Origin of the sequence: Shewanella sp. SM69, from assembly GCF_025653985.1 — a bacterium.
Lineage (GTDB): Bacteria > Pseudomonadota > Gammaproteobacteria > Enterobacterales > Shewanellaceae > Shewanella > Shewanella oncorhynchi.
Genome location: NZ_JAKKRV010000003.1, coordinates 141,439 through 164,163 on the forward strand (window position 1 = coordinate 141,439; position 22,725 = coordinate 164,163).

The following is a 22,725-nucleotide window of genomic DNA, read 5'->3' on the forward strand; positions in this document are numbered from 1 at the left end:
TGGATTAGTCAGCGACTAAGAGCAGTTTGTCGTATTGGCCTGTGGCTTTTAGCTGTGATAAGCCAGCGTCGAGTTGGGTCGCTAAGGTTTGTGCTTGCGGATTTCCTTTCGAGAAGGCCAAAAAAATATCGCTGCTGTGGTTAGCAAATGCAGGAATAATCTCATCATCTACCCCCATTTTTTTCAGGTTTTCCTTGGCGACTAAGTCGAACATCAAGGCGGCATCTATGCGACCAATCAATAATAAATTGATGAGCTGTTGTTGGTTGGCGACGGTGACGATATTGAGCTGTTGCTGTTTAACTAATTTGGGAAATTCATCGCCATATTCATAGCTTTTAATCACGCCGATAACGGTGCCTTTAGGTAGCGCCCATTTATTGTCTGCCAGAATAGGTTTTTGTTTCTTTTGATAAAAAGAAGCCGTGGCGATAAATAATGGGGTGTTTCCAAAGATGAAGCGTTGCTCAGTACTGTTCTCGCGGGTGACGTTAAATACTCCATCAACTGCACCTTTTTCCGCCATCATTAAGGCGCGGGAGTAGGGTACAACTAAGCTATTTACTTCAATATGCGACTGTCTAAATGCGGCTTGGATTAAACGATGGGAAATACCTTGACCAAACTGATTGGCGAAAGGTGGCCAACTGTCTTCTGCAGCTAAGGTTATGGCTTGAGGTTGCGATTCTGCTGGTATTGCATTGCTTTCTTTAGCGAGTGCCATGTTACAAATAATGGATACGAGCAATAAAACGATGCTAAGTATCAATGCTGACGGCAAATTTAATGCCTGCTGCATCCTGAGCCTCATTCTGTTCCCTGCGCGCATTTTGCTTCCATCTCCCCGCTTAATATATGGCTTTTATAGCATAAAGAATTATATCTAGACTAATGATTTGAATATTAATTACTGATAGTTAGTCCTTTTGTGACGTTTATAGGATATTTCAACAACCTCAGTTTACTGTGTGCGGGTCTATTATTTTTATGTACTGTGTTTAAGGGGAATTTTACGCTGGGCAACACATGAACTGGTTTAGCTTTCTTGCTAATACCAATCGTACTAAATATCTGTTCATTCAGCGGGAGTTCAACGCGCTTTAGACAAGGCGAAGGCTTGAAGGCATAGTGGTGCTCTGTCGAAAGCCTTGAACGCAGTATAAAGCGCGTTAAAACCCGCCCTTCGGGAGCCTCACAGGCATCCCACTCCCGTGTTGCATTGACTTAAAAGGGAATAACCATTTCTGCGTCAATGCGCCTTGGATTGAGATGCCTGTGAGGCTCTGAACTGATTAGATATTTAATGTGATTGGTATAAGTAGAAGAAATTGAAATGGATAAGTTTCAATGTTGCCATCAAACGAATCGCTAAATTGTTTAGTGAGGTTCGTTTGATGGTGATGTGTGTTGATCTTAGCTGCGCTATTTGACCTTAGTGGCTTGCATAGTAAACCAAGTCTTGTAGGGCTGATATTTGTCATAGCACCAATGGAATAGGGTGCTGTAGAAGAAGAAAAAGATCAAAAAAACCGCTTCTAAGCCCATGGCTGCCAACCAACCTATCTGTAGAAACCAGGCGATGGTCGGTATGCTAATGAAAATAAGTCCCCCTTCAAATCCAAAGGTATGCAGTATTCTGGTTTTCAAAGTGCGTTGCTCTCGATTTGCCCCAAATACCCTGTCGAATCCTAGGTTGTAGAAGTAGTTCCATACCACGGTATAAAGACTCAAAGCGATACCAACTATGACAAGTTCACTGGTTCCCTTGCCTGATATAAGGGCAGAAAAGGGGATAATAATAGCGAGTGCAATCGCTTCAAAGAGTAAGGCGTTAAAGATACGTTCTGTCGTTTTCATGGCTATTTCCCATTCATTTAATGTGACTATGGCCATAATTTTATCTAGTATAGGGATAATTTATAGTTAGATAGTATCGGTAAAAGCGATATGTTTAGTCTCGAGCAACTCGAAGCCTTTATGGAAACCGTAGAATCTGGTTCATTTTCGAATGCCGCAAGGCAACTTAAGAAAGCACAATCCGTGATTAGCCAGCATGTGATGAATCTTGAAATTGACTGTGGGGTTGAGTTATTTGACCGTTCGGGTCGTTATCCAGTATTAACGGCCGAAGGTAGTAAATTACTGCCCTACGCAAGAGCGACGATTCTTCAACATCGTAGGCTCAAACATACCGCCTTATCGCTCTTCAGTAGTCAATCTTCAGAAGTGTGCCTTGCGATGGATGAAGGCATTCCGATACAGAGAATATCTGAAATTATTCGGTTGTTAGAAGGTGATTTCCCTAATATCGAACTCGAGTTTCTCAGTGCCTCAAGCATAGATATTATCGACATGGTGCATTCGGGAAGAGCATCTACAGGATTGATTTTTAGTGAATTATCTATGCCAAGTAGTATAGATTTTGAGAGTATTGGGGTGATTCAATTCGATCTTTATGTGGCGAGTTCGCATCCCTTAGCAAAATCAGTTGCACCGAACATGGACTCATTGCGACTGTATCGACAATTACTCATCCGCTCACGGAATACTAAAACCAGTAGTTTTCAGCAGGCGTTCAGTCCTGATGTTTGGTATGCCGATAACTATTACGTGTTATTGGAGCTCGCATTACAGGGCCATGGTTGGTGTCTATTGCCCGAGCATATGGCGTCCAATTTAGTTTCATCGGGTAACTTAACTCGCGTCCCCATAGAATTTGAGCAGATAGGCTGGTATGCAAACGTCGATGTGATCCAGCATCAAGATAAAAGCAGCCTGCCATTATTGAAACGACTCAGGCAACTGTTTAGAGAACTCTTGGTTGGACAGAAATAAATGGTTGGACAGAAATAAAGCAAAGCATAAATAAAACCCCAGTTAAGTGAGTACTCTACTGGGGTTTAGTTTTTGTGGATCAGGATTGGTGAATCAGGATTCATCATTACGCGGAAAGTTAGCCAGCACTAGCTCGGCCACTTTGCGCAGTTCATTCGGGCAAATTCCACTGGTCGCTTGTACGGCCATACCTTGCAATACAGTGCCTATATAACGGGCAAGCAGCAAGGGATCGGCGTCAGCGGGCAAATCACCTTCATCTTTGGCGCGTTGCAGTCGTTCGCACAGGGCTATTTCACCGTCGCGGCGACGATTAATCAAAGTGTCTTTAATCGCTTGTCCTGCTTCACTACAGGTGAGTGCCCCTTGAACAATCAAACATCCCTGTGGATGGCTTTTATCCACCAAAGAGCTTGCCGCACCGAGTAGCATTGACTCGATAACCTGATAGGCGGTTTTTTGTTCCAGTGCCGGGTAGAAAAACGCACAGGGGCGCTGTTCATATAATTCTATCGCTTTGAGAAATAACTGTTCTTTATTACCGAAAGCGGCATAAAGGCTAGGTTTATTAATGCCCATAGCTTGGGTGAGATCGGTTAACGATGTACCTTCAAAACCTTTGAGCCAGAAGACTTCTAAGGCTTTTGCTAATGCATCGTCAGTGTCAAAAGCTCGTGGGCGACCAACACAGGGCGTCTGGGTGACGGTTGACATCATTAGGCTCCTCAATTCTCAATTGCCCCTAGGATAGACATGGGTTTAGTCCCTGTCCAGCCACACTTGCCACCTATGACGGACTTAGGGGGATATGTCTACTTAGTCATTCAAGGTGTCACCTAAGTTCAGCATGTTATCTGCGTTAGTTAGTGTTTGCTTCAATATTCATCAAAATGCTTTGCCGTTCAAACTCGTAGCCTTTTGCCTCTGGACGCATTGTATGCCTAGGGTAAGTGCACACTTTTAATTAAATACCGTTCGGTACATAAATTTGTTGACAGCATCATTTTACGCTATATATTACCGTCCAGTACAGAATATTTTTTACCAGTCGGTATTTAATTGGTTTGGTTTGTAACACAGCTGCATGTGTGTGGTTCGAACAGCGTGAAATGCCCGCCACTTTGAGGATAGTAATATGATGAGTAACAAACCTTTACGAATAATGATGTTAACGGCTGTGGCTGCTTTCGTCCTTTCAGCTTGTGGTGAGCAAACAGCGCAGCAGGGACCTGCACCGAGTGCGCCTAAGGTGGATGTCGCTCAGGTATTGCATGAGCGAGTCACCGAATGGGATGAGTTTACCGGTCGTTTACAGGCGCCAGAAAGTGTCACCCTTATCCCGCGGGTGTCGGGCTATATCGACTCAGTAAATTTTAAAGAAGGCGCCTTAGTGAAAAAAGGCGAGGTGTTATTTCGCATCGATCCAAGCGTGTTTGAAGTGGAAGTGGCCCGGTTAAAAGCAGATCTTGCTAGCGCACTCTCTGCAGAGCAACTGGCCACTAATGATTTTGAACGGGCACATAAATTATTTGACCAAAAGGCGGTCTCGGCCGAATTACTCGATACCCGTGAGTCGAACAAACGTCAGACTGCAGCCGCAGTCGCTTCGCTGAAAGCAGCACTCATGCGCGCCGAGCTTGATTTAGCTTATACCCAAGTACAAGCGCCGATTGATGGCCGAGTATCCTACGCCAACGTCACTGCGGGTAACTATGTCACCGCAGGGCAGAGTGTGCTGACCAGCTTAGTCTCTACCGCCAGCATGTATGCCTATTTTGATGTGGACGAGCAAACCTACCTTAAATACGTGAAGTTGACTGCGCAGAACAAACGTAACGATCCTCGTGCTGGCGATAATCCTGTGTACATGGCTTTAGCCAATGAGCGCGATTATCACCATATTGGCATGGTCGACTTTGTGGATAATGCGATGGATAAGCAGACGGGTACTATTCGAGTGAGGGCCACTTTTAACAATGAAGACAATAATCTATTGCCAGGCTTGTTTGCGCGTCTTCGTACTGCGGGCAGTGGCGTCTATGAGGGGATCTTGATTGACGATAAAGCGGTTGGCACAGATCTCAATAATAAGTTTGTGCTGGTCGTCGCTCATGATGGCACGGTCGAATATCGCGGTGTGACCTTAGGCGAGAAAGTTCAAGGGCTTCGCATCGTAACTCAAGGTTTAGCTGCCGATGACAAGATCGTCGTTAATGGTATGCAACGCGTACGCCCTAAGATGCAAATTGAGCCAAACATAGTGGACATGGTCGACAGCGACAAGCTCGAGGCACTGCGCCAAGCCCAGTTAATACTCGATAAAAATCAAGAGCATTTGACGGCGCAAGCGGTCGAAACGGCGAGCCGCGGTTAAGGAATAACACACTATGTTGTCGCAATTTTTCATTAGAAGACCGATATTTGCAGCCGTACTGTCATTGCTGTTTCTTATCACTGGGGCGATTGCCGTTTGGCAGTTGCCTATTACCGAATATCCAGAGGTAGTGCCACCAACGGTAGTGGTCACTGCTAATTATCCTGGCGCAAATCCTAAAGTGATTGCCGAAACAGTGGCTTCACCGCTGGAGCAGGAAATCAACGGCGTCGAAGACATGTTGTACATGTCATCGCAGGCGACGTCCGATGGACGCATGACCTTGACTATCACCTTTGCGATTGGCACGGATGTGGATAAGGCTCAAACCCAAGTGCAGAGCCGAGTCGATCGCGCTATGCCCCGTCTGCCGCAGGAAGTACAACGTCTTGGTATTGTTACTGAAAAATCATCGCCAGACTTGACCATGGTGGTGCATTTGTTGTCGCCGGATAACCGTTATGACATGTTGTATCTGTCTAACTATGCGGCGCTTAACGTCAAAGACGAGTTAGCGCGGATTAACGGTGTCGGTGCTGTGCGTTTGTTTGGCGCCGGCGAATACAGCCTGAGAATTTGGCTCGACCCGAATAAAGTCTCGGCGCTGGGTTTATCGCCAGCGGACATTATTGCCGCTGTGCGTGAGCAAAACCAACAGGCAGCAGCGGGTAGTTTAGGCGCGCAGCCCAGTGGCAGTGCTGACTTTCAACTTTTAATTAACGTGAAAGGCCGTTTAACTGAACTGTCTGAATTTGAAGATATCATCATCAAAGTTGGTCAGAATGCTGAGGTGATCCGCCTAAAGGATGTTGCCCGCATCGAGTTGGGTGCAACGAGTTATGCGCTGCGCTCACTGCTGGATAACAAGGATGCCGTGGCGATTCCTGTGTTCCAAGCATCTGGTTCTAACGCGATTCAGATTTCCGACGATGTGCGCGCCAAAATGGCAGAGCTGTCTAAAGGATTCCCTGAAGGACTCGAATACGAAATCGTTTACGACCCAACAGTGTTCGTGCGTGGCTCGATTGAAGCTGTGGTAAAAACCCTGCTCGAAGCCGTGTTGCTGGTGGTGTTAGTGGTGGTGCTATTCCTGCAAACTTGGCGCGCATCGATTATTCCGCTGGTGGCCGTGCCTGTGTCTTTGGTCGGTACCTTTGCCTTTATGCATCTGCTCGGTTTCTCGTTAAACGCCTTGTCGCTTTTTGGGCTGGTGCTCGCCATCGGTATCGTGGTTGACGATGCCATCGTGGTGGTGGAAAACGTCGAACGTAATATTGCCGCAGGGTTAAGCCCAGTTGCGGCAACGCAAAAGGCGATGAAGGAAGTGACTGGCCCGATTGTGGCAACCACCTTAGTGCTGGCGGCGGTGTTTATTCCCACGGCGTTTATGAGTGGCTTAACCGGGCAGTTCTATAAACAGTTTGCCTTGACTATTACTATCTCGACCTTTATCTCGGCGATTAACTCACTGACCTTAAGTCCGGCATTATCGGCGCTGTTACTCAAGAGCCATGATGCACCTAAGGACGGCTTAACCCGTCTAATGGATAAGTTGTTTGGTGCTTGGTTATTTGTGCCTTTTAATCGTTTATTTAACCGTGCATCCGATGGTTATGGCTGGTTAGTGCGTAAGGTGATCCGTTTTGGCGGCATTATCGGCCTAGTGTATTTAGGCATGGTGGCGTTAACGGGAGTGCAATTTGCCAATACACCAACGGGTTATGTGCCCGGCCAAGATAAACAGTATTTAGTGGCCTTTGCCCAGTTGCCCGATGCGGCATCCCTTGAACGTACGGATAGTGTGATCAAGAAGATGTCTGAGATTGCCCTTAATCACCCAGGTGTGGCGCACTCGATTGCCTTTCCTGGCCTTAGCATCAACGGTTTTACCAATAGTCCTAACTCAGGCGTGGTGTTTGTTGCGCTCGATGATTTTGACTCGCGTACCAGTCCTGAACTGTCGGCGAATGCCATTGCAGGACAATTGAATCAGCAATTTGCTGCTATTCAAGACGCGTTTATTGCCATCTTCCCGCCGCCACCTGTGCAAGGCCTCGGCACCATAGGAGGGTTCCGTCTGCAAATTCAAGACAGAGCCAACCTTGGTTATGAGGCCTTGTATCAGGTGACCCAACAAGTGATGTACAAGGCGTGGGCCGATCCTCAGTTAGCTGGCGTTTTCTCTAGCTATCAAGTGAACGTGCCACAACTTGAACTGGATATCGATCGTACTAAAGCGAAACAGCAGGCAGTGTCGCTCGATCAAATTTTCCAGACATTACAAACCTATATGGGCTCGACTTATGTCAACGACTTCAATCGTTTTGGTCGAACCTATCAGGTGAATATGCAAGCCGATGAGGCGTTCCGTCAAAGTCCGCAGCAGATAAGTCAGCTAAAGGTGCCGAATCTGAATAGTGACATGATCCCGCTAGGTTCGTTCATCAACGTCAGCCAAAGTTCAGGCCCAGACAGAGTGATGCACTATAACGGTTTCACGACCGCTGAAATCAACGGTGGTCCAGCGCTCGGAGTGAGTACAGGCCAAGCGCAGGCGGCGATTGAGAAAATTTTGGCTGAAACGTTACCTAATGGTATGACTTATGAGTGGACCGAGCTGACCTATCAGCAAATTCTCGCGGGCAATACGGGTCTTTTGGTTTTCCCGCTGGTGATCATCTTAGTGTTTATGGTGCTAGCCGCCCAGTACGAGAGCTTAAGCTTGCCATTGGCGATTATCTTAATCATCCCAATGACCTTACTTTCAGCCCTCAGTGGTGTGCTGATTTACGGTGGGGATAATAATATCTTCACCCAAATTGGCCTGATAGTGCTGGTGGGGCTGGCGACTAAGAACGCTATTTTGATTGTCGAGTTTGCAAAGGAGAAACAAGACCATGGTATGGCACCTATGGAGGCGATATTAGAGGCAGCAAGATTACGTTTACGTCCTATCTTGATGACATCTATCGCCTTTATCATGGGAGTGGTGCCTATGGTGTTCTCCACTGGCGCGGGCGCCGAGATGCGCCAAGCCATGGGCGTGGCAGTATTCGCAGGTATGATAGGGGTGACAGTTTTTGGTCTTATCCTAACGCCGCTGTTTTACTATGCCTTAGCAAAGAGAGGCGATAAAAAAGCCGATGAGTATAAAGAGATAACAGTCGGTTAAGCTTGTTTTCTAGTTGAAAAACACATGAAAGGTCTACATTGAGTAGGCCTTTTTTGTTTATTCACGGCGAGAGCGATTAGATTTGACTATCTTTAGCTGGGATTAAATAACATTAGGTCAATTGATGCTTAGTGATGGTATTGCTCGCCAGATTAAAACTAAAACCAGAAATGAGGAATATCGTTGGTATTTTCTGGATCATCAATAAGAAACAATGAATAACTATTACCAGACCATTCTGTTAGCTTATAACTTATTGCCACTTGAGCGCGTCATTATCACAGAATGATTAGAATGGTTACTGTTTTACGACTTTTCTATATAATTTGATGATTATTCAATACATTAGTAATGTACAATGCTAGATGAATCTAGATCGTTTTTTTACGCAGAACTCAGCTAAGGTACTTGTTGACCTTGCATCACTATGCCCGAGGTAACGGATGATCCTATATCGCGTTTTATATGCGTTAGTACTTTGCGTTTTGATCTATTTCACGCCTCAAGTCATGGCTGCTGAACTCAATATTAATGTAGTAGATCTGCAACAACAGGCCATTGCCGATACTGTTGTGGAGCTGATCCCTGCTGTAATGCCCGATAATGCGATACCTGTCGAGCATTATGAAATGTCGCAAAAAAATCGAACCTTTATCCCCTTTGTACTGGCGGTGCCTAAAGGTGCAAAGGTGGATTTCCCCAACTTAGATCGTACTCGCCACCATGTGTATTCTTTTTCAGAAGCGAAGCCTTTCGAACTTAAATTGTATGTGGGTCAGGCCGAAGCGCCGATTCAGTTTGATAAATCCGGTTTGGTCGCGCTTGGCTGTAATATTCACGATTATATGCAGGCATTTATCTATGTGGCAGATAGCCCTATTGTCGCTGTGACGGACGAGAAAGGTGAGATCCAGTTTAAGGGACTTACCGCCGGTCAATATAAAGTTAAGCGCTGGCATCCATGGCAGAAGGCGGCATCAGAGCCAACGGATTTACTGATAGTTAATGGCCCTAATCAACTCAGCCTGCCCTTAGACATTGAGCGTCAAGCTAAACCGTCGGCTCCGCCGTCGGGATTTGGTCACTACGATTCTGAAGGTAAGCCATTACATGCTAAATAGTTTTCGCGCTCGGCTGATTTTAGTTTTCTTTATTGTGCTGACGTTAGTGCAATTTGCCACGGCATTTTCCGTGTTGACAGCGACCGAAAAAGATAACTTTTTACAGCAACAGAAAAGCCTCGATATTGGTGCGAATGTGTTTCTCGAAGTGTTATCGAATCGCGGTATTCAGCTCAGTCAAAGTTTGTCCGTACTCAGTGCCGATTTTGGTTTTAAGCGCGCGATTGCTACTGGTGAGCAAGAAACCATTGAGTCAGTGTTATCTAATCACGGCTCTCGTATTGGTGCCGACGCCGCTGTATTGTTATCACCTAAAGGGGAGCTCTTGACCTCGAGTTTGCCCGGACTCACTCAGGATGATATTCAATCCTTATTTAATATGACCACCAGCAATCATAATGCGTTAGCTATCCTTAATTTTGATCATGCTAGCTATCAGTTTGTGCTGCAGCCGGTGAAGGCGCCGACCTTAATCGCTTGGGTTGGCATGGGTTTTTTATTGGATGAGAAGGTCGCTCAACAAGCTAAAGCCATTACGGGCATCGATGTGAGTTTTGTTAATCAGGCAACGGGCCGCACTGAAATCGCTTCAACCTTATCTGATAATGAAAAGTTAAGCGTAATTGAGCAGGCGAGCTTATTGCCTAGCTTGCTGAAAATGCCTAGTGAAAGTATTCCCGCAGATCATCTGTCTATGGGCATCAAACTTTATGATCACAACGGCAGCCAATTAGCGCTACTACACCAATCAAACCTCAAGTGGCAGCAAAGTTATCAGCAACTACGCAATAATATGCTGCTGATTTTTGCTTTGACCTTAGCACTGGCGATTGCGATTGCGATTTGGTTGTCGGGCAGTTTGACTGAACCCGTGCATCAACTTGTGAATTATGCCCGCAAAATCGGTCAAGGTAAGCAGCCTGCCAATATTCAAGGTGCGCCAGCAGAGCTTAGGGTGTTGGCTAAGAGTTTATCCTTAATGCGCGATGATATTGAAGCGCGGGAAAAGGATTTAGTCTACCAATCTCGCCACGATAGCTTGACAGGTTTACTCAATCGTTTTGCCGCAAAACAGCATTTGGCGGATCTTAACGATAAATTATCCGGTGCTATGGTGTTGTTAGATATTAAACATTTCCGCCATATCAACGATATTATTGGTTTTGCCAATGCCGATACTTTGTTACTGCTTTTTGCTCGTCGCCTAGAGCAATTAGCACCCACTCCGGATTTACTGGCGCGTTTAGACGGTGACTCATTTTTACTTCTGTATAGTCAAGGTATTCGCCCCGAACATTTACTGAAGTCATTGGATATGTTGGAGTCACCTTTTCCAATCCAAGGCTCAAACATTTCTCTTACCGTGCGGGCGGGATTACTTGAAATCGATGGTAATGGTGCTGATATCGATGTGTTAGTGCGCCGCGCCGAAATTGCCCTCAATCAAGCCTGTCTCGAAGAGCAACGTATTGTCAGTTATCGTCAAGGCGCCGATGAAAAGTATCAGCGTGAGCTGACGATTATCCGTGATTTGCCTATAGGTTTGGCGCAAAACCAATTGTATTTAGTGTTCCAACCTAAAGTGGATTTACGCCTAAACCAGTGCACTGGCGCCGAGGCATTGATCCGCTGGCAACATCCTACGCTAGGGTTTATTCCGCCCGATGAATTTATCCAACTGGCTGAAAATTCAGGCAACATTGATATTGTTAGCCAGTGGGTATTGAAGCAGGCAATTCAGCAATTAGTGACATGGCAGCGGCGGGGTATAGTGCTAAAACTGGCTATTAACCTGTCGGCCCATGATTTAGTCGATACTCGCTTACCGAATCAAATCGCCATTTTACTGAAAGATAATAATCTGCCAAGCGGTGCACTCTGTATCGAAGTCACTGAAGGCGCCGTGATGAAAGATGCACAGACTGTGGTGAGTGTATTACAGCGATTCCGTGACATGGGGGTGTCTGTTGCCATTGATGATTTTGGCACAGGTCATTCATCATTAGCCTATTTGAAAATTTTACCCGTTAATGAGGTGAAAATTGATCGCAGCTTTATCAAAGACATGCTCACGGATAGCCAGGATGTGATGATAGTCGATACGAGTATTAAATTGATCCATGGCTTAGGTTTTACCGTAGTAGCCGAAGGCGTTGAAGAACAAGAAGGTGTTGAGATATTGCGTAATCTTGATTGCGATATCATTCAAGGTTACGTGTTTTCGAAACCCTTAAAAGCGGCTGAATTTGATCTGTGGTTCGAGGCGTTTAACCATCCAAATACCGCTGATGCATAAGCGCGTTTACTCAAGTCAATATGCAAAGACGCTAGACTAACGATTCATCGTCGACAGAATTAGAGCGGAGCATCAAGTGAACATTTCCATAAATGCATTGAAGTTGAATTCATTAACTTGGACTTATGTTAAGGCTTTGTTTTGCCTATTTTTACTATTGGGCACTGTTCCTACGTTTGCTGAAGGTAGCCGTGTGGTCGCGACTGGCGGCGGGACGATAATTGAAAGCAGTGCTGGCGGTGGCATAGTGCCATGGGCCGTGATCAACGGTTATGGCAGTAGCGGTGAATGGTCGGCAACGACGATGGCGACCGGTGTCTATGTCGATGATTTTACGCTGAAAGTGATCGGCGCTTCTTTGAGTTTTGATAATCGATTCGAGCTGAGCGTTGCGCGGCAAACCTTTGATTTAGATACTATGGGCGGCGAGTTAGGCCAAGATATCTTCGGCGTAAAATACAAGCTTGCCGGAGAGCTACTTTATACGGGTATGCCGCAAATTACCTTAGGTGCCCAGTATAAAAGAGTCGATGACTTTGCGATTCCTCAGGCGGTTGGGGCGCGGGATGATTGGGGTTTAGATTTGTATGTTGCTGCCAGCAAAGTATTTTTTGATGCGGTAGCGGGACGAAATGTATTACTCAATGGGACCGTGCGCGCGACCAAGGCGAATCAAACGGGTTTATTGGGTTTTGGTACTCAAGCCAATCATGATTACCAGTTTGTGCTCGAAGCCTCTGCCGCGGTATTGCTGACGGATAATGTGGCACTGGGTATCGAATATCGCCAGAAACCCGATGAGTTAGCTTTTGCCCGTGAGGATGATTGGCAAGATGTGTTTTTAGCGTGGTTTATCAATAAGCATCTTTCCGTGGTTACGGCCTATGCGAATTTGGGCAGTATTGCGGGGTTTGAAGAGCAACGGGGTTGGTACCTGTCGGTGGAGGGGGCGTTATGAGGCGTTTACGGGTGAAGCTAATACCTTTGGTCGCAGTGTTTTTTTTCACTGGCTGTGCGCTGCCAACGACCGAAACCTCAGCATCACAAACTCACTCGAGTCGTCAAACCGCAAGCCATCAGACCTTATATCAAGAGCTAGGTGGTAACGCAGGCGTATCGGCGATAGTCGATGGTTTGCTGGCACGTATTGCCACAGATCCACGCATAGTGCATCACTTTCAAGAGACTGATATTGCGTTATTTCGTGAGCGTGCCATTGAACATTTCTGTCTGGTTGCCGATGGCGGCTGCGTGTATCACGGCGAAAGTATGCAGCACAGTCATAGAGGCTTGAATATTACTCAAGCGGATTTCGATGCCTTAGTCGGCCATTTGATTGAATCGATGAAAGAGCAACATATTCCGCTATCTACCCGTAATGCCTTTCTAAAACGTCTCGCCCCTATGTATACGGACATTACCTATCAGTGACTTGCTTCATCTTTAAAGTAGAAGCTCTACATAGTGTCTCGACATTGTGGGGCGAAAGAGTGAATGAGTCAGATACGGTTAGCGTGATGGATAGCCGCATTCTGTCTTGTGACTAGAGCAATAACGCCTCATCTATGGGATGGAACTGGCTCGCTGCATCCCTTAAGGATTTAGCTGTTAGGGTAGGGACGCCATACACTTGGGTTTCAACCCCATACTTTTTATGAATTTTTTGCAGCAATAAATCGAAATCGCCATCACCAGACAATAAGATAACAGTATCCATTTCACTCGCCACTTCCATAATATCGATAGTGATCCCCACATCCCAGTCGCCTTTGGCCGAGCCATCGCTGCGCTGAATGAAAGGTTTTAACTTCACCTCAAAACCTATGTGCTTTAACGCGTCCTGGAATTTTAACTGCCCATCGTCCCCCTTGTGGATGGCATAAGCCACGGCCAACGCTATGTCGCCTTCGTAACCTAAGTGTTGCCATAATTTACGGTAATTAAATTGGCGGCCATAGGCCTCACGGCAGGTGTAATAGATGTTTTGTACATCCACAAATAAAGCGATTTTCTTCACAGAGTACTCACGTCAGTAGCAGCTAAGTGATGACTATAACACAGACTGGTGTGGCGGTTTTGAAAGGCGCGAAAGTGTGAACTTTACTGAGTCATTTCCAGCGCGAGCATGTTCTCTGTACTTACACTTCACGCTCATAATGCCAATGAACCGTTTGATTTATCAGCATTGCTACTTCATATACGACTGAAAAATAATCCCTTTAATGCGAGTTTAACCAGCGTGCCTTAACTCAGGCTGTGGGCAAAGATTAACGCAGGATTGAATCGAGCAGGGAAATCACTTGAGTACCTTAGCGGCCTTGATGATGTTTTTGATATTCGCCCGGTGACATGCCGCTGAGTTTTTTAAAGTAGCGGCCCATATGGCTTTGATTGGCAAAGCCATTATTGAGGGCGATATCGGTCAAGGATTGCGTTGAATGACTTAAGCTTTGTTTGACCTTTTCGATGCGCACTTGCAGCAAATACTCCTGCGGCGTCATCGCAAATTGGCATTTAAACATGCGGCAAAAATGGTACTCGCTAAGCTGGGCAATCTCGGCCAGTTCAGACAAGTAAATCTGCCGATGTGAATGGCAATAAATAAACTCTTTGATCGCTTTCGCCACTTTAGGTGCTAGCCCGCCCTTGATTGGCCCCACCGACAAATTAAAGCCGGAACTTTGTAGTAACGTCACCAGCACAGTGTCGGTTACCTGTTCCATCATCAGATGGTTATCACTGGTCTGCCAATTGAGCTCGGCAACTTGATGCCGAAATAGCGCCTCTAACCTCGGATTGTCGACAAAGGTCAGCTCAGGTAAACGCACTTGGCGTGGATCTTTATCAAAGACTCGCACGGCCAGTTTCTTCAGATGTTCATCGCTAAAATACAAATGCATAAACTGCTGCGGTTGTCCCAGTTGCCAATGGCTTTGGCAGCCTTGGGGCATAAGGCAAAACTTGCTTGGCGCACCATAGTCGGCTTTGATATCGGTTCTGTGGGTTTCGTAGCCGCCATCCAGATACATGCTCAGCGTGTGTTGTGTATCGTTTTGGTAATACAAACGCTCGCCCGCATTTTGATAATGGGCCCAAGATAAATCCTCCGTAATCACTTGTTTGCGAAGACAGGTTTTAGCAGATTTATCAAAACTGGTGTATTTGGGCTCCATGGGGTCCTTGTTATCTCACTGGCTAAGTGTTTTGTCTGTCCAAATTATCGCACTTATTAACGCGGCTCAACGTTCGCTCGCGATTAAAACCGCAATATCGTGTTATGACCCACAAGATGGTGACATAAGGACGAAAGCCATCGCTGTATAGTTCGCCTCATTAAGTATTTTATGAAGGTGAGGGGGCTCATTATGGCTGCTGTGATGTATTTGCTGATGATTTTTGTGTGGGGTTTTTCGTGGATAGCCATTAAGTGGCAGCATGGTGAGGTGGCGACGGAAGTCTCGATTTTTTATCGCTTCGCGATAGCGAGCCTGTTGATGTTCGCCATCGGCTTTGCCTTTAACAAGCTGCAAGCGGTAAAGCTTAGGCTGCATCCTTGGTTTGCACTGCAAGGCGTGTGTCTATTTTGTTTGAACTTTATCGCGTTCTATACCGCAACCCATTATATCGCCAGCGGTTTAACGGCGGTGATTATGGCCACTGCGCCCATTTTTAATGCGATACATGGCCGCATTTTTTACGGCACGCCCACTACCCGCAACTTTTGGTTAGGAGTCGGTGTCGGTCTGGGGGGCATTATCTTACTCTTTGGCGCCGATTTGCTCGCGACTCAGTGGTCACAAACCTTAGTGTGGGGCTTACTGTTTTCGTTGCTAGGTACGTGGTTTTTCTCGATTGGCAATATGATCAGCATGCGTAACTCGCGCGATAATGTGTCGCCTTTTACCTCGACAGCATATGCCATGTGCTACGGCAGTGCGGCGTTACTGCTGATCATCTGGTTTAAAGGTTTAAGCTTTAGTTTACCGCTAACAACGAGTTATCTTGGCAGCCTGTTCTACTTAGCCGTTGTCGCCTCTGTGATTGGCTTTACCGCTTATTTGATCTTGGTTGAGCGAATTGGCGCTAACGCAGCGGCGTATCTGTTGGTGATAACCCCTGTGGTGGCGCTTAGTGTATCGAGTGTGTTTGAGGATTATCACTGGACTTGGTATTCAAGTGTGGGACTCTTGCTGGTCGCGCTCGGTAACATGTTAACGCGCCGTCAAAGACCGCTTGCTTGGTTTAAGTCTTCTACCACGCCAGCGCTGAAAGCCTAACGTCGCAGCTAGCGTCATGATGCACATGAGGAAAGGCTCGATTCGACGATTGTAAGTCAGTCGAGCCAGTACTTATTTGAAATATTGTGCCGGTGTGGTGCCGGTATATTGCTTAAAAAAGCTGATAAAGGCACTGTCACTGGAAAATTGTAAATTAAAGCCCACCTGCGCTACCGATGCCCCCGCCGCCAATTGTTCAATGGCCGAGAGTAAACGCCATTGCTGGCGCCATGCTTGATAAGCCATTCCCGTCTGTGCGCTAAAAATGCGGCTAATTGTGCGTTCACTGGCTCCGATTTCTACTGCCATATCCTTAAGATTGGCTGGCGGTTTTTGGTGCTGTTGCAGTTGCGCAAGCCAGTTTTTTAAACGTTTATCCTGTGGGAGGGGTAAAGCCAGATTTTCTTCCGCGGCATGGCCCAATTCTTCGCAGAGCAGCAAAAAGGCATTGTGCTGAGTGCTTCTTGGTTTGTCCCAAGGCCAAAACGACATAGTGTCGATTAACGCTTTGAGTAGCGGGTTTACATGGAAAATAGTGACTTTATCGGGTAATGAAGTGACGGTTTCTGGTTCAAAGTAGAGTGAGCGATAGGCAACCACATTACGCATGGTGACGCTGTGCTTAACGCCAGCTGGCAACCAAGCCGCACGCGTTGGCGGTAACACCATTTGAGTCTCGGCTAGGGTGAATCTTATCACGCCTGTGGGGGCGTACAGCAGTTGCGCCTTCCTGTGGTGATGCACTCCCGAGTCGTGTTCGCCCATATCTGCGGCAATGCCAATGACCAGATTATCCAGCTGGTCTGGATTAAATTGCTGTTCAGGTAGAATAAAGGCCATTTTGTCCTATTTTTGATGTTTTTTGTTTAAGTGTTGCTAATTGGCACATTTGGATTTTATCTATACTGCGCCATCTTTGACAGGTATGGAGCGACATTTCGGTAAACCAACTCATTTGGATGACTGAAATGGACTAAAAATCATGAATATAAAACCACCATTAGGGCTCGTTGTGCTGCTAATGATGTTTCCGCAAATTATGGAAACCATCTATAGCCCAGCTTTGCCTAATATTGCAGAAAACTTTGCTGTGTCGGTTGCCGCTGCATCGCAAACCTTATCTGTGTACTTTATGGCCTTTGCCATCGGCGTATTTTGCTGGGGCCGCTTAGCCGACATTATTGGTCGCCGTAAAGCTATGCTCGCGGGATTAGTCTGTTATGCCATTGGCTCAGCATTAGCCTTGATGGTTAGCGACTTTAGCCTGTTGTTGATGGCCCGCATATTGTCGGCCTTTGGCGCGGCAGTGGGGTCTGTGATTACCCAAACTATGATGCGTGACAGTTATAGCGGAGAGGAATTAGCGAAAGTTTTTTCTGTGATGGGGATGTCACTTGGAATAAGCCCAGTTATCGGATTGCTATTGGGCAGTATTCTCAGCGCGTATTGGGGATATCAAGGGGTGTTTGTCGCACTCATGGTCTCTGCAATCGTGTTGTTATTTTTGTCGGTAAAATATCTACCCGAAACCAAGCCCGCACACACCCAGAAAATCGCGATAGGCGAGTTAGCGATTAAGATGCTTAGTGACAGCGGGATTATTAAGAACACCTTGTTGGTAGCGGCGTTTAATCTGATGTGGTTTAGCTACTTTTCACTGGCGCCATTTATGTTTGAGGCGCAAGGGTTATCGACGCTTGCCTTTGGTACCAGTGGCTTACTGTTAGGCTTTGGTACATTCCTTGGCAGTTATGTTAATAAAATAATGCTGGGTCGAGGCCACACCGGTGCACGACTGGTTCGCTTAGCCAGTGCTATTGCACTTGTCGGTGGATTGGGGATTTGGCTGATCCAATCGACCTTTATAGGGCTGAATAATGTTTACTTTTTAGCGCCTATGCTATTGATTGTGATTGCTTACGGTATCGCTATTCCGAACATACTCAGCTCGGCTCTGGCAGACTACCGTACCTATGCGGGCTCTGCTGGCGCACTCTTCGGACTGTTTTATTACATTCTGTTGGGACTGGGTTTAGGCGGCACGGGAATCGTTCACCATTTAGGTATGGTGATTACGTTAAGTGCACTGCTTTGTGTTGGCTTAGGTTTACATTTAGGCTTAGCCAATAAAGTAAAAAATGCTTAAGACGTAAATGAAAAAAAGCCAAGGCACTCAGTGCCTTGGCTTTTTGTTATGTGATTATCAACAGCTATGAGTAGCGTTAGGCTTTAGATGCAAGCTCCTGCTGCTTTGCCGCCGCCTCTTGGGCCGCTAACTCTTGTGCTTTAATTGCCGCTTCAAGCTTAGCTTCAACATAACCCGGTGAATGGGTCGCTGCCGAGATTAATCGATACATGGCAGGGATGACGAGTAGTGTCACAAAGGTGGCGAATGCCATACCAAAGAACACTACAGTACCCACAGCGATACGACTTTCTGAGCCTGCGCCCGTCGAGAAAATTAACGGTACAGCGCCCACTAAGGTGGTGAAGGCTGTCATTAGGATTGGCCGCAAACGACGGGATGAAGCGTCGATAATGGCTTTATCGAGTTCAAAGCCGCGGTCACGCAATTGGTTAGCAAACTCCACGATAAGGATACCGTTTTTGGTCACCATACCAATTAACATGATCATGCCTATCTGACTGTAGATGTTGATCCCTTGACTGGTGAGCAATAGACCTAAGAAACCACCAAACACGCCCATAGGCACAGTAAACATCACCACTAATGGGTTGATAAAACTTTCAAACTGCGCGGCTAACACTAAGTAAGCGACCAGTAAGGCCAAACCAAATACGATGAAGATACTGCTTTGGTTTTCCTTAAAGTCTTTGGATTCGCCCGTGTAACCAATGGAAATATCTTTAGGCAATAATTCAATGGCTTTAGCATCAAGAAACTTTAAGCCTTCACCTAAGGTGTAACCTTCACTGACGTTAGCCTTGAGGGTGATCGATTTTTGCTTATTGGTGTGACTTAATCTTTGTGCCGAAGCAATCTCTTCGATATGGGTCACGGTATCAAGCGTCACTAATTCGCCTTTACCGGAACGCATGTAGATTTGGCTCAGGTCACCGACATTGTTGAAACTGTTTTCATCACCGCGTAAATACACATCGTATTCTTCGCCTCGATCAACAAAGGTCGTTTCGGTGCGGCCACCCAGCATGACTTCTAAGGTTTCCGATACTTGGTCGACACTGATCCCCAGTTCTGCGGCGCGCTCTTTATCGACAGTAACAATGAGTTCTGGCGTTGTTTCTGCGTAGTCTAAGTCAGCCCCTTCCATCATAGGGCTAGCGTTAGCCTCTTCTTTCAATATCTGCGCCCACTTAAACAGTTCGGCATAGTCCGAACCACCAAGTACAAATTGCACGGGTTCGCTCGATTGCCCTCTAAAGCCTGGCATCATAGGGCGAACCATTACATCTGGAATATCCTTTAAGGCATTGCTAATAATTCCAAGGGCTTGCTGCGCTGTCACATCGCGGTGTTCCCAATCTTCTAGCTGCATGATGACAAAGCCAGTTTGATCGCCAGCACGGCCACCAAAGGCGGGAGCTTGTACGCTGAAGGATCGCAGCACACCTTTACCTAGCAAGGGCATGAGCCTGTCTTCGACTATGTCCATGTTGGCTGTCATACGGTTATAACTGGTGCCTTCGGCGCCTTTAATAAAGGCGAACAACACGCCGCGGTCTTCCTGCGGCGCGAGCTGTGTCGGTACTTGTTGCATTAACCAAGCACTGCCGCCGATACAAGCGAGGATGACTAGCGGTGCGAGTAGACGAAATTTAATCGCTCGAGTCACGGCGACACGATAAACGCTTTCCATGCGAGCAAAGCCGCTGTCGACCCAACGATTAAAGCGATTCGGTTTGACGTTGGCTTTGAGTAATTTACTGCTCAGTACAGGCGTAAGTGTGAGTGCTACTAAGGAGGAGAACAGCACTGACACCGCCAGCATCACGGAGAACTCGGTAAATAGTAGCCCGACCATGCCCTCCATAAATGAAATTGGGAGGAATACCATCACCAGTACCGCCGTAGTGGCGATAACGGCAAAGCCCACTTCGCGAGTACCTTTGTAGGCGGCGAGTAAGGGCTCTTCGCCTTTTTCGATATGGTGGAAAATGTTCTCGACCACCACAATCGCATCATCGACCACTAGACCGATGGAGAGGATTAATGCCATCAATGTCAGTAGATTAATCGAATAACCTAGCATGTTGGCGGCGATAAATGCCGAGATCAAAGATACTGGAACCGTCACCGCTGGGATTAACGTTGCTCGCGCTTGTCCAATGAAGATATACAGCACGAGTACGACCAAGGCGCCCGTGACATAAAGGGTGCTATACACTTCGTTAATCGAGCGGTCGATAAATACGGTCGAGTCGAAGTCGACCACTAGGCTAGTGCCTTCGGGCAGGAAGTCTTGTACGCGATCAACTTCTTTATGTACTTCTTTGGCAACGAGCAGAGGGTTGGCATCGGACTGGGCAATAATGCCTAAACTGATGTTAACTATGCCGTCGCTTTTGAAGGTCGAGTTTTCGTTTTGTGCTCCAACAGCCACATCGGCGACATCTTTTAAGTAGATAGCCGTGCCATCGCTGGCGGTACGCACTACAAGATAGTCAAAATCCTTCGGCGTGTAGTACAAGCGTTTGGTACGCACCGACATCACTGTGGTGTCGTTGCGCACTTGGCCGCCGGGCGTTTCGATATTCTCTTTACGCAGGGCGTTGATAATATCCGTTGCGGTGACATTACGTCCTGCCATTTGTTCGGGTCTGAGCTTGACGTACATGACCTTATACAAGCCGCCGGAAATGCTGATAGAACTCACACCGCTGATTAAGCTGAATTTGTCCTCGAGTACTCGCTGGGCGTAGTCCGTTAATTGAGTGCGGTCCATCACACTCGAGCTTAAGTTCACATAGACAGAGGGTTCGCCGGAGCCGTTGTCTTTTGAGACGACGGGGTCTTTTGCATCTTCAGGGAGTCTGCGTTGGGCGCGGGCCACTGCATCACGCACATCGCTGACTCCTTCGGTTAAGTTCCAACCTAGGAGGAATTTAACTGTGATACGCGAGCTACCGTTACGTGTGGTCGAGGTGATTTCGTCAATACCACTGATCCCTGTTAGCTCATCTTCTAAAGTCTTAGTGATCTGGCTTTCCATAATCGCCGCCGACGCACCCGAGTAACTGGTGCTGATGGTGACCACTGGGCTTTCGACGTCGGGCATTTCCCGTATCGACAGTTTAGTGAACGACACTATGCCAAATACACACAGCAGTAAGCTTAAAACGATGGCAACGACAGGGCGTTTAACCGAAACATCGGATAACCACATTATTTCGTCTCCGTTGCTTTAGGACCTGAAAGCTCTGTCGCACGGGCTGAGGCTTTATCATCGAGCGTGACTTCATTGATTTGCAGTCCATCGCGCATATTGACTAAGCCCTGTACCACGACTTTGTCACCTATGTTTAAACCGCTTTCGATTAAGACTTGGTTATCGATACGTGCCCCGAGTGTCACTTCTGTGCGGTGGGCAATGTGGTCGGCGCTAACTACGTATACGTAACGTTTAGTTCCTGAATATTCAAGAGCTTGCACTGGCACCATAGGTGCTGAAATCGCAGGGAAGGTGATGGTTGACGACATCATCATGCCCGGTTTTAAGCGTTTCTTCGGATTATCGAATAGCACTCGTACTTTGAGGTTTAAGGTTTCCTCATTGACGCGGGGATCGATAGCTACCATTTTGCCAGTAAAGATTTCATTCGGCCAAGCGCGACTGGTGGCTGATACTTGCATACCAATACTCAGTTGCGATAGGAAATGCTCAGGCACTTGTAAGTCGAGGCGCATGCTGGACAAATCATCTAGCGACATCAACTCAGTGCCCATGCTGACCATCTTGCCTTCGCTGAAATTAATCAGGCCAGTATTACCTGCAAAAGGCGCTATCAGCGAGTGGTAATGTAAATCTGCTTGGGCGGAGGATAAGCGTGCTTGGGCGATATCAACACTGGCTTTTTGTGCGTCAATCTCGGTTTGGGTAATGGCGTTACGGCTGATCAGTTTTTCAAATTCTTTGAGTTTACGTTTTTCATCATTGAGGAAAGCATTGGCCTCGGCGACGGCGGCTTGGGCTTTCATATCATCGAGTTCGATCAGTAACTGGCCTTTTTTTACCGCTTGGTTTGAGGTCACTGCGACTTGTTTAATCTTACCTGTGACTTGCGGTGCAATGATCACTGCACGTTCAGCCGCGAGTTTGCCGATAAGAGAGATAGATTGCGCTAATGGATATTCAATCACTTCACCCGTGACCACAGGAACGGTACGCATAAGATGTGGCGCGTTCTCGGGTTTAGCCGCTTGAAGGACATCACTAAAACTCACCGCTGTGGCGATAATCGCAAGCAGGGCAATGGCAATAATGGTTTTTTTCATTGTAATTATTATCTCGCGCAAAGGCAGTTTAAAAAGGTAATCGCTCTAATGGCGCTATTCTAGTGAATAACGTACGCCAGTTGGGTAAAAGTTTGTAAAGGTAAGCGAACGAAAATGAAAGAAATTGTGTTTTTTGAGCATTGAGCACAATTCAACGAGAATTGTGCTGTTTTTT

General features: G+C 46.7%; 17 protein-coding genes. 9 read left to right on the forward strand and 8 right to left on the reverse strand.

Annotated elements, in window-relative coordinates:
* Nucleotides 1-4: 4 nt before the first annotated feature.
* Together L5M37_RS06530 and L5M37_RS06535 are read right to left on the reverse strand one after the other, a co-directional pair.
* Nucleotides 5-829: a substrate-binding periplasmic protein gene (locus L5M37_RS06530; RefSeq protein WP_113939328.1), complete on the reverse strand. Its 825-nt coding sequence runs from the start codon at nt 827-829 to the stop codon at nt 5-7.
* Between the two features lie 593 nt (nt 830-1,422).
* A complete protein-coding gene (locus L5M37_RS06535; protein WP_263161960.1) occupies nt 1,423-1,857 on the reverse strand; it encodes a PACE efflux transporter in 435 nt (144 codons plus the stop codon).
* Between the two features lie 90 nt (nt 1,858-1,947).
* Between L5M37_RS06535 and L5M37_RS06540 the strand changes: the two genes are divergently transcribed.
* Nucleotides 1,948-2,835: a LysR family transcriptional regulator gene (locus L5M37_RS06540; protein ID WP_263178741.1), complete on the forward strand. Its 888-nt coding sequence runs from the start codon at nt 1,948-1,950 to the stop codon at nt 2,833-2,835.
* 93 nt (nt 2,836-2,928) lie between these two features.
* Here L5M37_RS06540 and L5M37_RS06545 read toward each other — a convergent pair whose 3' ends face one another.
* Nucleotides 2,929-3,552, reverse strand: a complete 624-nt coding sequence (locus tag L5M37_RS06545; protein WP_028761413.1) for a TetR/AcrR family transcriptional regulator — start codon at nt 3,550-3,552, stop codon at nt 2,929-2,931.
* 418 nt (nt 3,553-3,970) lie between these two features.
* Here L5M37_RS06545 and L5M37_RS06550 point away from each other — a divergent pair, with 418 nt between their 5' ends.
* The 6 genes from L5M37_RS06550 to L5M37_RS06575 all read left to right on the forward strand — a co-directional run bounded on the left by L5M37_RS06550 (nt 3,971) and on the right by L5M37_RS06575 (nt 13,229).
* Nucleotides 3,971-5,209, forward strand: a complete 1,239-nt coding sequence (locus tag L5M37_RS06550) for an efflux RND transporter periplasmic adaptor subunit (protein ID WP_263199846.1) — start codon at nt 3,971-3,973, stop codon at nt 5,207-5,209.
* Between the two features lie 13 nt (nt 5,210-5,222).
* Nucleotides 5,223-8,381, forward strand: a complete 3,159-nt coding sequence (locus L5M37_RS06555) for an efflux RND transporter permease subunit (protein ID WP_263199847.1) — start codon at nt 5,223-5,225, stop codon at nt 8,379-8,381.
* Between the two features lie 443 nt (nt 8,382-8,824).
* A complete protein-coding gene (locus L5M37_RS06560) occupies nt 8,825-9,502 on the forward strand; it encodes a methylamine utilization protein (protein ID WP_263199848.1) in 678 nt (225 codons plus the stop codon).
* Complete coding sequence (locus tag L5M37_RS06565) at nt 9,492-11,798, forward strand: GGDEF domain-containing phosphodiesterase (protein WP_263199849.1); 2,307 nt, start codon at nt 9,492-9,494, stop codon at nt 11,796-11,798. The genes L5M37_RS06560 and L5M37_RS06565 overlap by 11 nt, the downstream gene beginning before the upstream one ends.
* 76 nt (nt 11,799-11,874) lie before the next feature.
* Nucleotides 11,875-12,756, forward strand: coding sequence for a DUF3034 family protein (locus tag L5M37_RS06570; RefSeq protein WP_263199850.1), 882 nt, complete (start codon nt 11,875-11,877; stop codon nt 12,754-12,756).
* Nucleotides 12,753-13,229, forward strand: coding sequence for a group I truncated hemoglobin (locus tag L5M37_RS06575; protein WP_263199852.1), 477 nt, complete (start codon nt 12,753-12,755; stop codon nt 13,227-13,229). Before L5M37_RS06570 ends, L5M37_RS06575 begins: the two co-directional genes overlap by 4 nt.
* Nucleotides 13,230-13,341: 112 nt before the next feature.
* Here the strand turns inward: L5M37_RS06575 and L5M37_RS06580 are convergent, their stop codons facing one another.
* Nucleotides 13,342-13,815 carry an NYN domain-containing protein gene (locus L5M37_RS06580; protein WP_263199854.1) on the reverse strand — a complete coding sequence of 158 codons (474 nt, stop codon included), beginning with the start codon at nt 13,813-13,815 and terminating at the stop codon, nt 13,342-13,344.
* Nucleotides 13,816-14,107: 292 nt separating this feature from the next.
* A complete protein-coding gene (locus tag L5M37_RS06585; RefSeq protein ID WP_263140179.1) occupies nt 14,108-14,971 on the reverse strand; it encodes a helix-turn-helix transcriptional regulator in 864 nt (287 codons plus the stop codon).
* Between the two features lie 192 nt (nt 14,972-15,163).
* Here L5M37_RS06585 and L5M37_RS06590 point away from each other — a divergent pair, with 192 nt between their 5' ends.
* Nucleotides 15,164-16,075: a DMT family transporter gene (locus L5M37_RS06590; RefSeq protein WP_263140181.1), complete on the forward strand. Its 912-nt coding sequence runs from the start codon at nt 15,164-15,166 to the stop codon at nt 16,073-16,075.
* A 72-nt stretch (nt 16,076-16,147) separates the two neighbouring features.
* Here L5M37_RS06590 and L5M37_RS06595 read toward each other — a convergent pair whose 3' ends face one another.
* Nucleotides 16,148-16,915: an AraC family transcriptional regulator gene (locus L5M37_RS06595; protein WP_263140183.1), complete on the reverse strand. Its 768-nt coding sequence runs from the start codon at nt 16,913-16,915 to the stop codon at nt 16,148-16,150.
* A gap of 142 nt (nt 16,916-17,057) precedes the next feature.
* Between L5M37_RS06595 and L5M37_RS06600 the strand changes: the two genes are divergently transcribed.
* Nucleotides 17,058-18,221 (forward strand): multidrug effflux MFS transporter, encoded by a 1,164-nt coding sequence (locus tag L5M37_RS06600; protein WP_259589612.1) that lies wholly within the window; start codon nt 17,058-17,060, stop codon nt 18,219-18,221.
* 76 nt (nt 18,222-18,297) lie between these two features.
* On the opposite strand, the gene L5M37_RS06605 is transcribed toward L5M37_RS06600, so the two are convergent.
* Together L5M37_RS06605 and L5M37_RS06610 are read right to left on the reverse strand one after the other, a co-directional pair.
* The gene (locus L5M37_RS06605) at nt 18,298-21,441 is read right to left on the reverse strand and encodes a multidrug efflux RND transporter permease subunit (RefSeq protein ID WP_263199856.1); all 3,144 of its coding nucleotides are present in this window, start codon (nt 21,439-21,441) and stop codon (nt 18,298-18,300) included.
* On the reverse strand, nt 21,441-22,550 hold the full coding sequence (locus tag L5M37_RS06610) for an efflux RND transporter periplasmic adaptor subunit (protein WP_028761398.1): 1,110 nt from the start codon (nt 22,548-22,550) through the stop codon (nt 21,441-21,443). Before L5M37_RS06610 ends, L5M37_RS06605 begins: the two co-directional genes overlap by 1 nt.
* Nucleotides 22,551-22,725: the final 175 nt, after the last annotated feature.

Bases quoted from the DNA above. Each gene is read 5' to 3' on its own strand.
- L5M37_RS06530 (WP_113939328.1), bottom strand. From the start codon at position 829: ATGCGCGCAGGGAACAGAATGAGGCTCAGGATGCAGCAGGCATTAAAT.
- L5M37_RS06535 (WP_263161960.1), bottom strand. From the start codon at position 1,857: ATGAAAACGACAGAACGTATCTTTAACGCCTTACTCTTTGAAGCGATT.
- L5M37_RS06540 (WP_263178741.1), top strand. From the start codon at position 1,948: ATGTTTAGTCTCGAGCAACTCGAAGCCTTTATGGAAACCGTAGAATCT.
- L5M37_RS06545 (WP_028761413.1), bottom strand. From the start codon at position 3,552: ATGATGTCAACCGTCACCCAGACGCCCTGTGTTGGTCGCCCACGAGCT.
- L5M37_RS06550 (WP_263199846.1), top strand. From the start codon at position 3,971: ATGATGAGTAACAAACCTTTACGAATAATGATGTTAACGGCTGTGGCT.
- L5M37_RS06555 (WP_263199847.1), top strand. From the start codon at position 5,223: ATGTTGTCGCAATTTTTCATTAGAAGACCGATATTTGCAGCCGTACTG.
- L5M37_RS06560 (WP_263199848.1), top strand. From the start codon at position 8,825: ATGATCCTATATCGCGTTTTATATGCGTTAGTACTTTGCGTTTTGATC.
- L5M37_RS06565 (WP_263199849.1), top strand. From the start codon at position 9,492: ATGCTAAATAGTTTTCGCGCTCGGCTGATTTTAGTTTTCTTTATTGTG.
- L5M37_RS06575 (WP_263199852.1), top strand. From the start codon at position 12,753: ATGAGGCGTTTACGGGTGAAGCTAATACCTTTGGTCGCAGTGTTTTTT.
- L5M37_RS06585 (WP_263140179.1), bottom strand. From the start codon at position 14,971: ATGGAGCCCAAATACACCAGTTTTGATAAATCTGCTAAAACCTGTCTT.
- L5M37_RS06590 (WP_263140181.1), top strand. From the start codon at position 15,164: ATGGCTGCTGTGATGTATTTGCTGATGATTTTTGTGTGGGGTTTTTCG.
- L5M37_RS06595 (WP_263140183.1), bottom strand. From the start codon at position 16,915: ATGGCCTTTATTCTACCTGAACAGCAATTTAATCCAGACCAGCTGGAT.
- L5M37_RS06600 (WP_259589612.1), top strand. From the start codon at position 17,058: ATGAATATAAAACCACCATTAGGGCTCGTTGTGCTGCTAATGATGTTT.
- L5M37_RS06605 (WP_263199856.1), bottom strand. From the start codon at position 21,441: ATGTGGTTATCCGATGTTTCGGTTAAACGCCCTGTCGTTGCCATCGTT.
- L5M37_RS06610 (WP_028761398.1), bottom strand. From the start codon at position 22,550: ATGAAAAAAACCATTATTGCCATTGCCCTGCTTGCGATTATCGCCACA.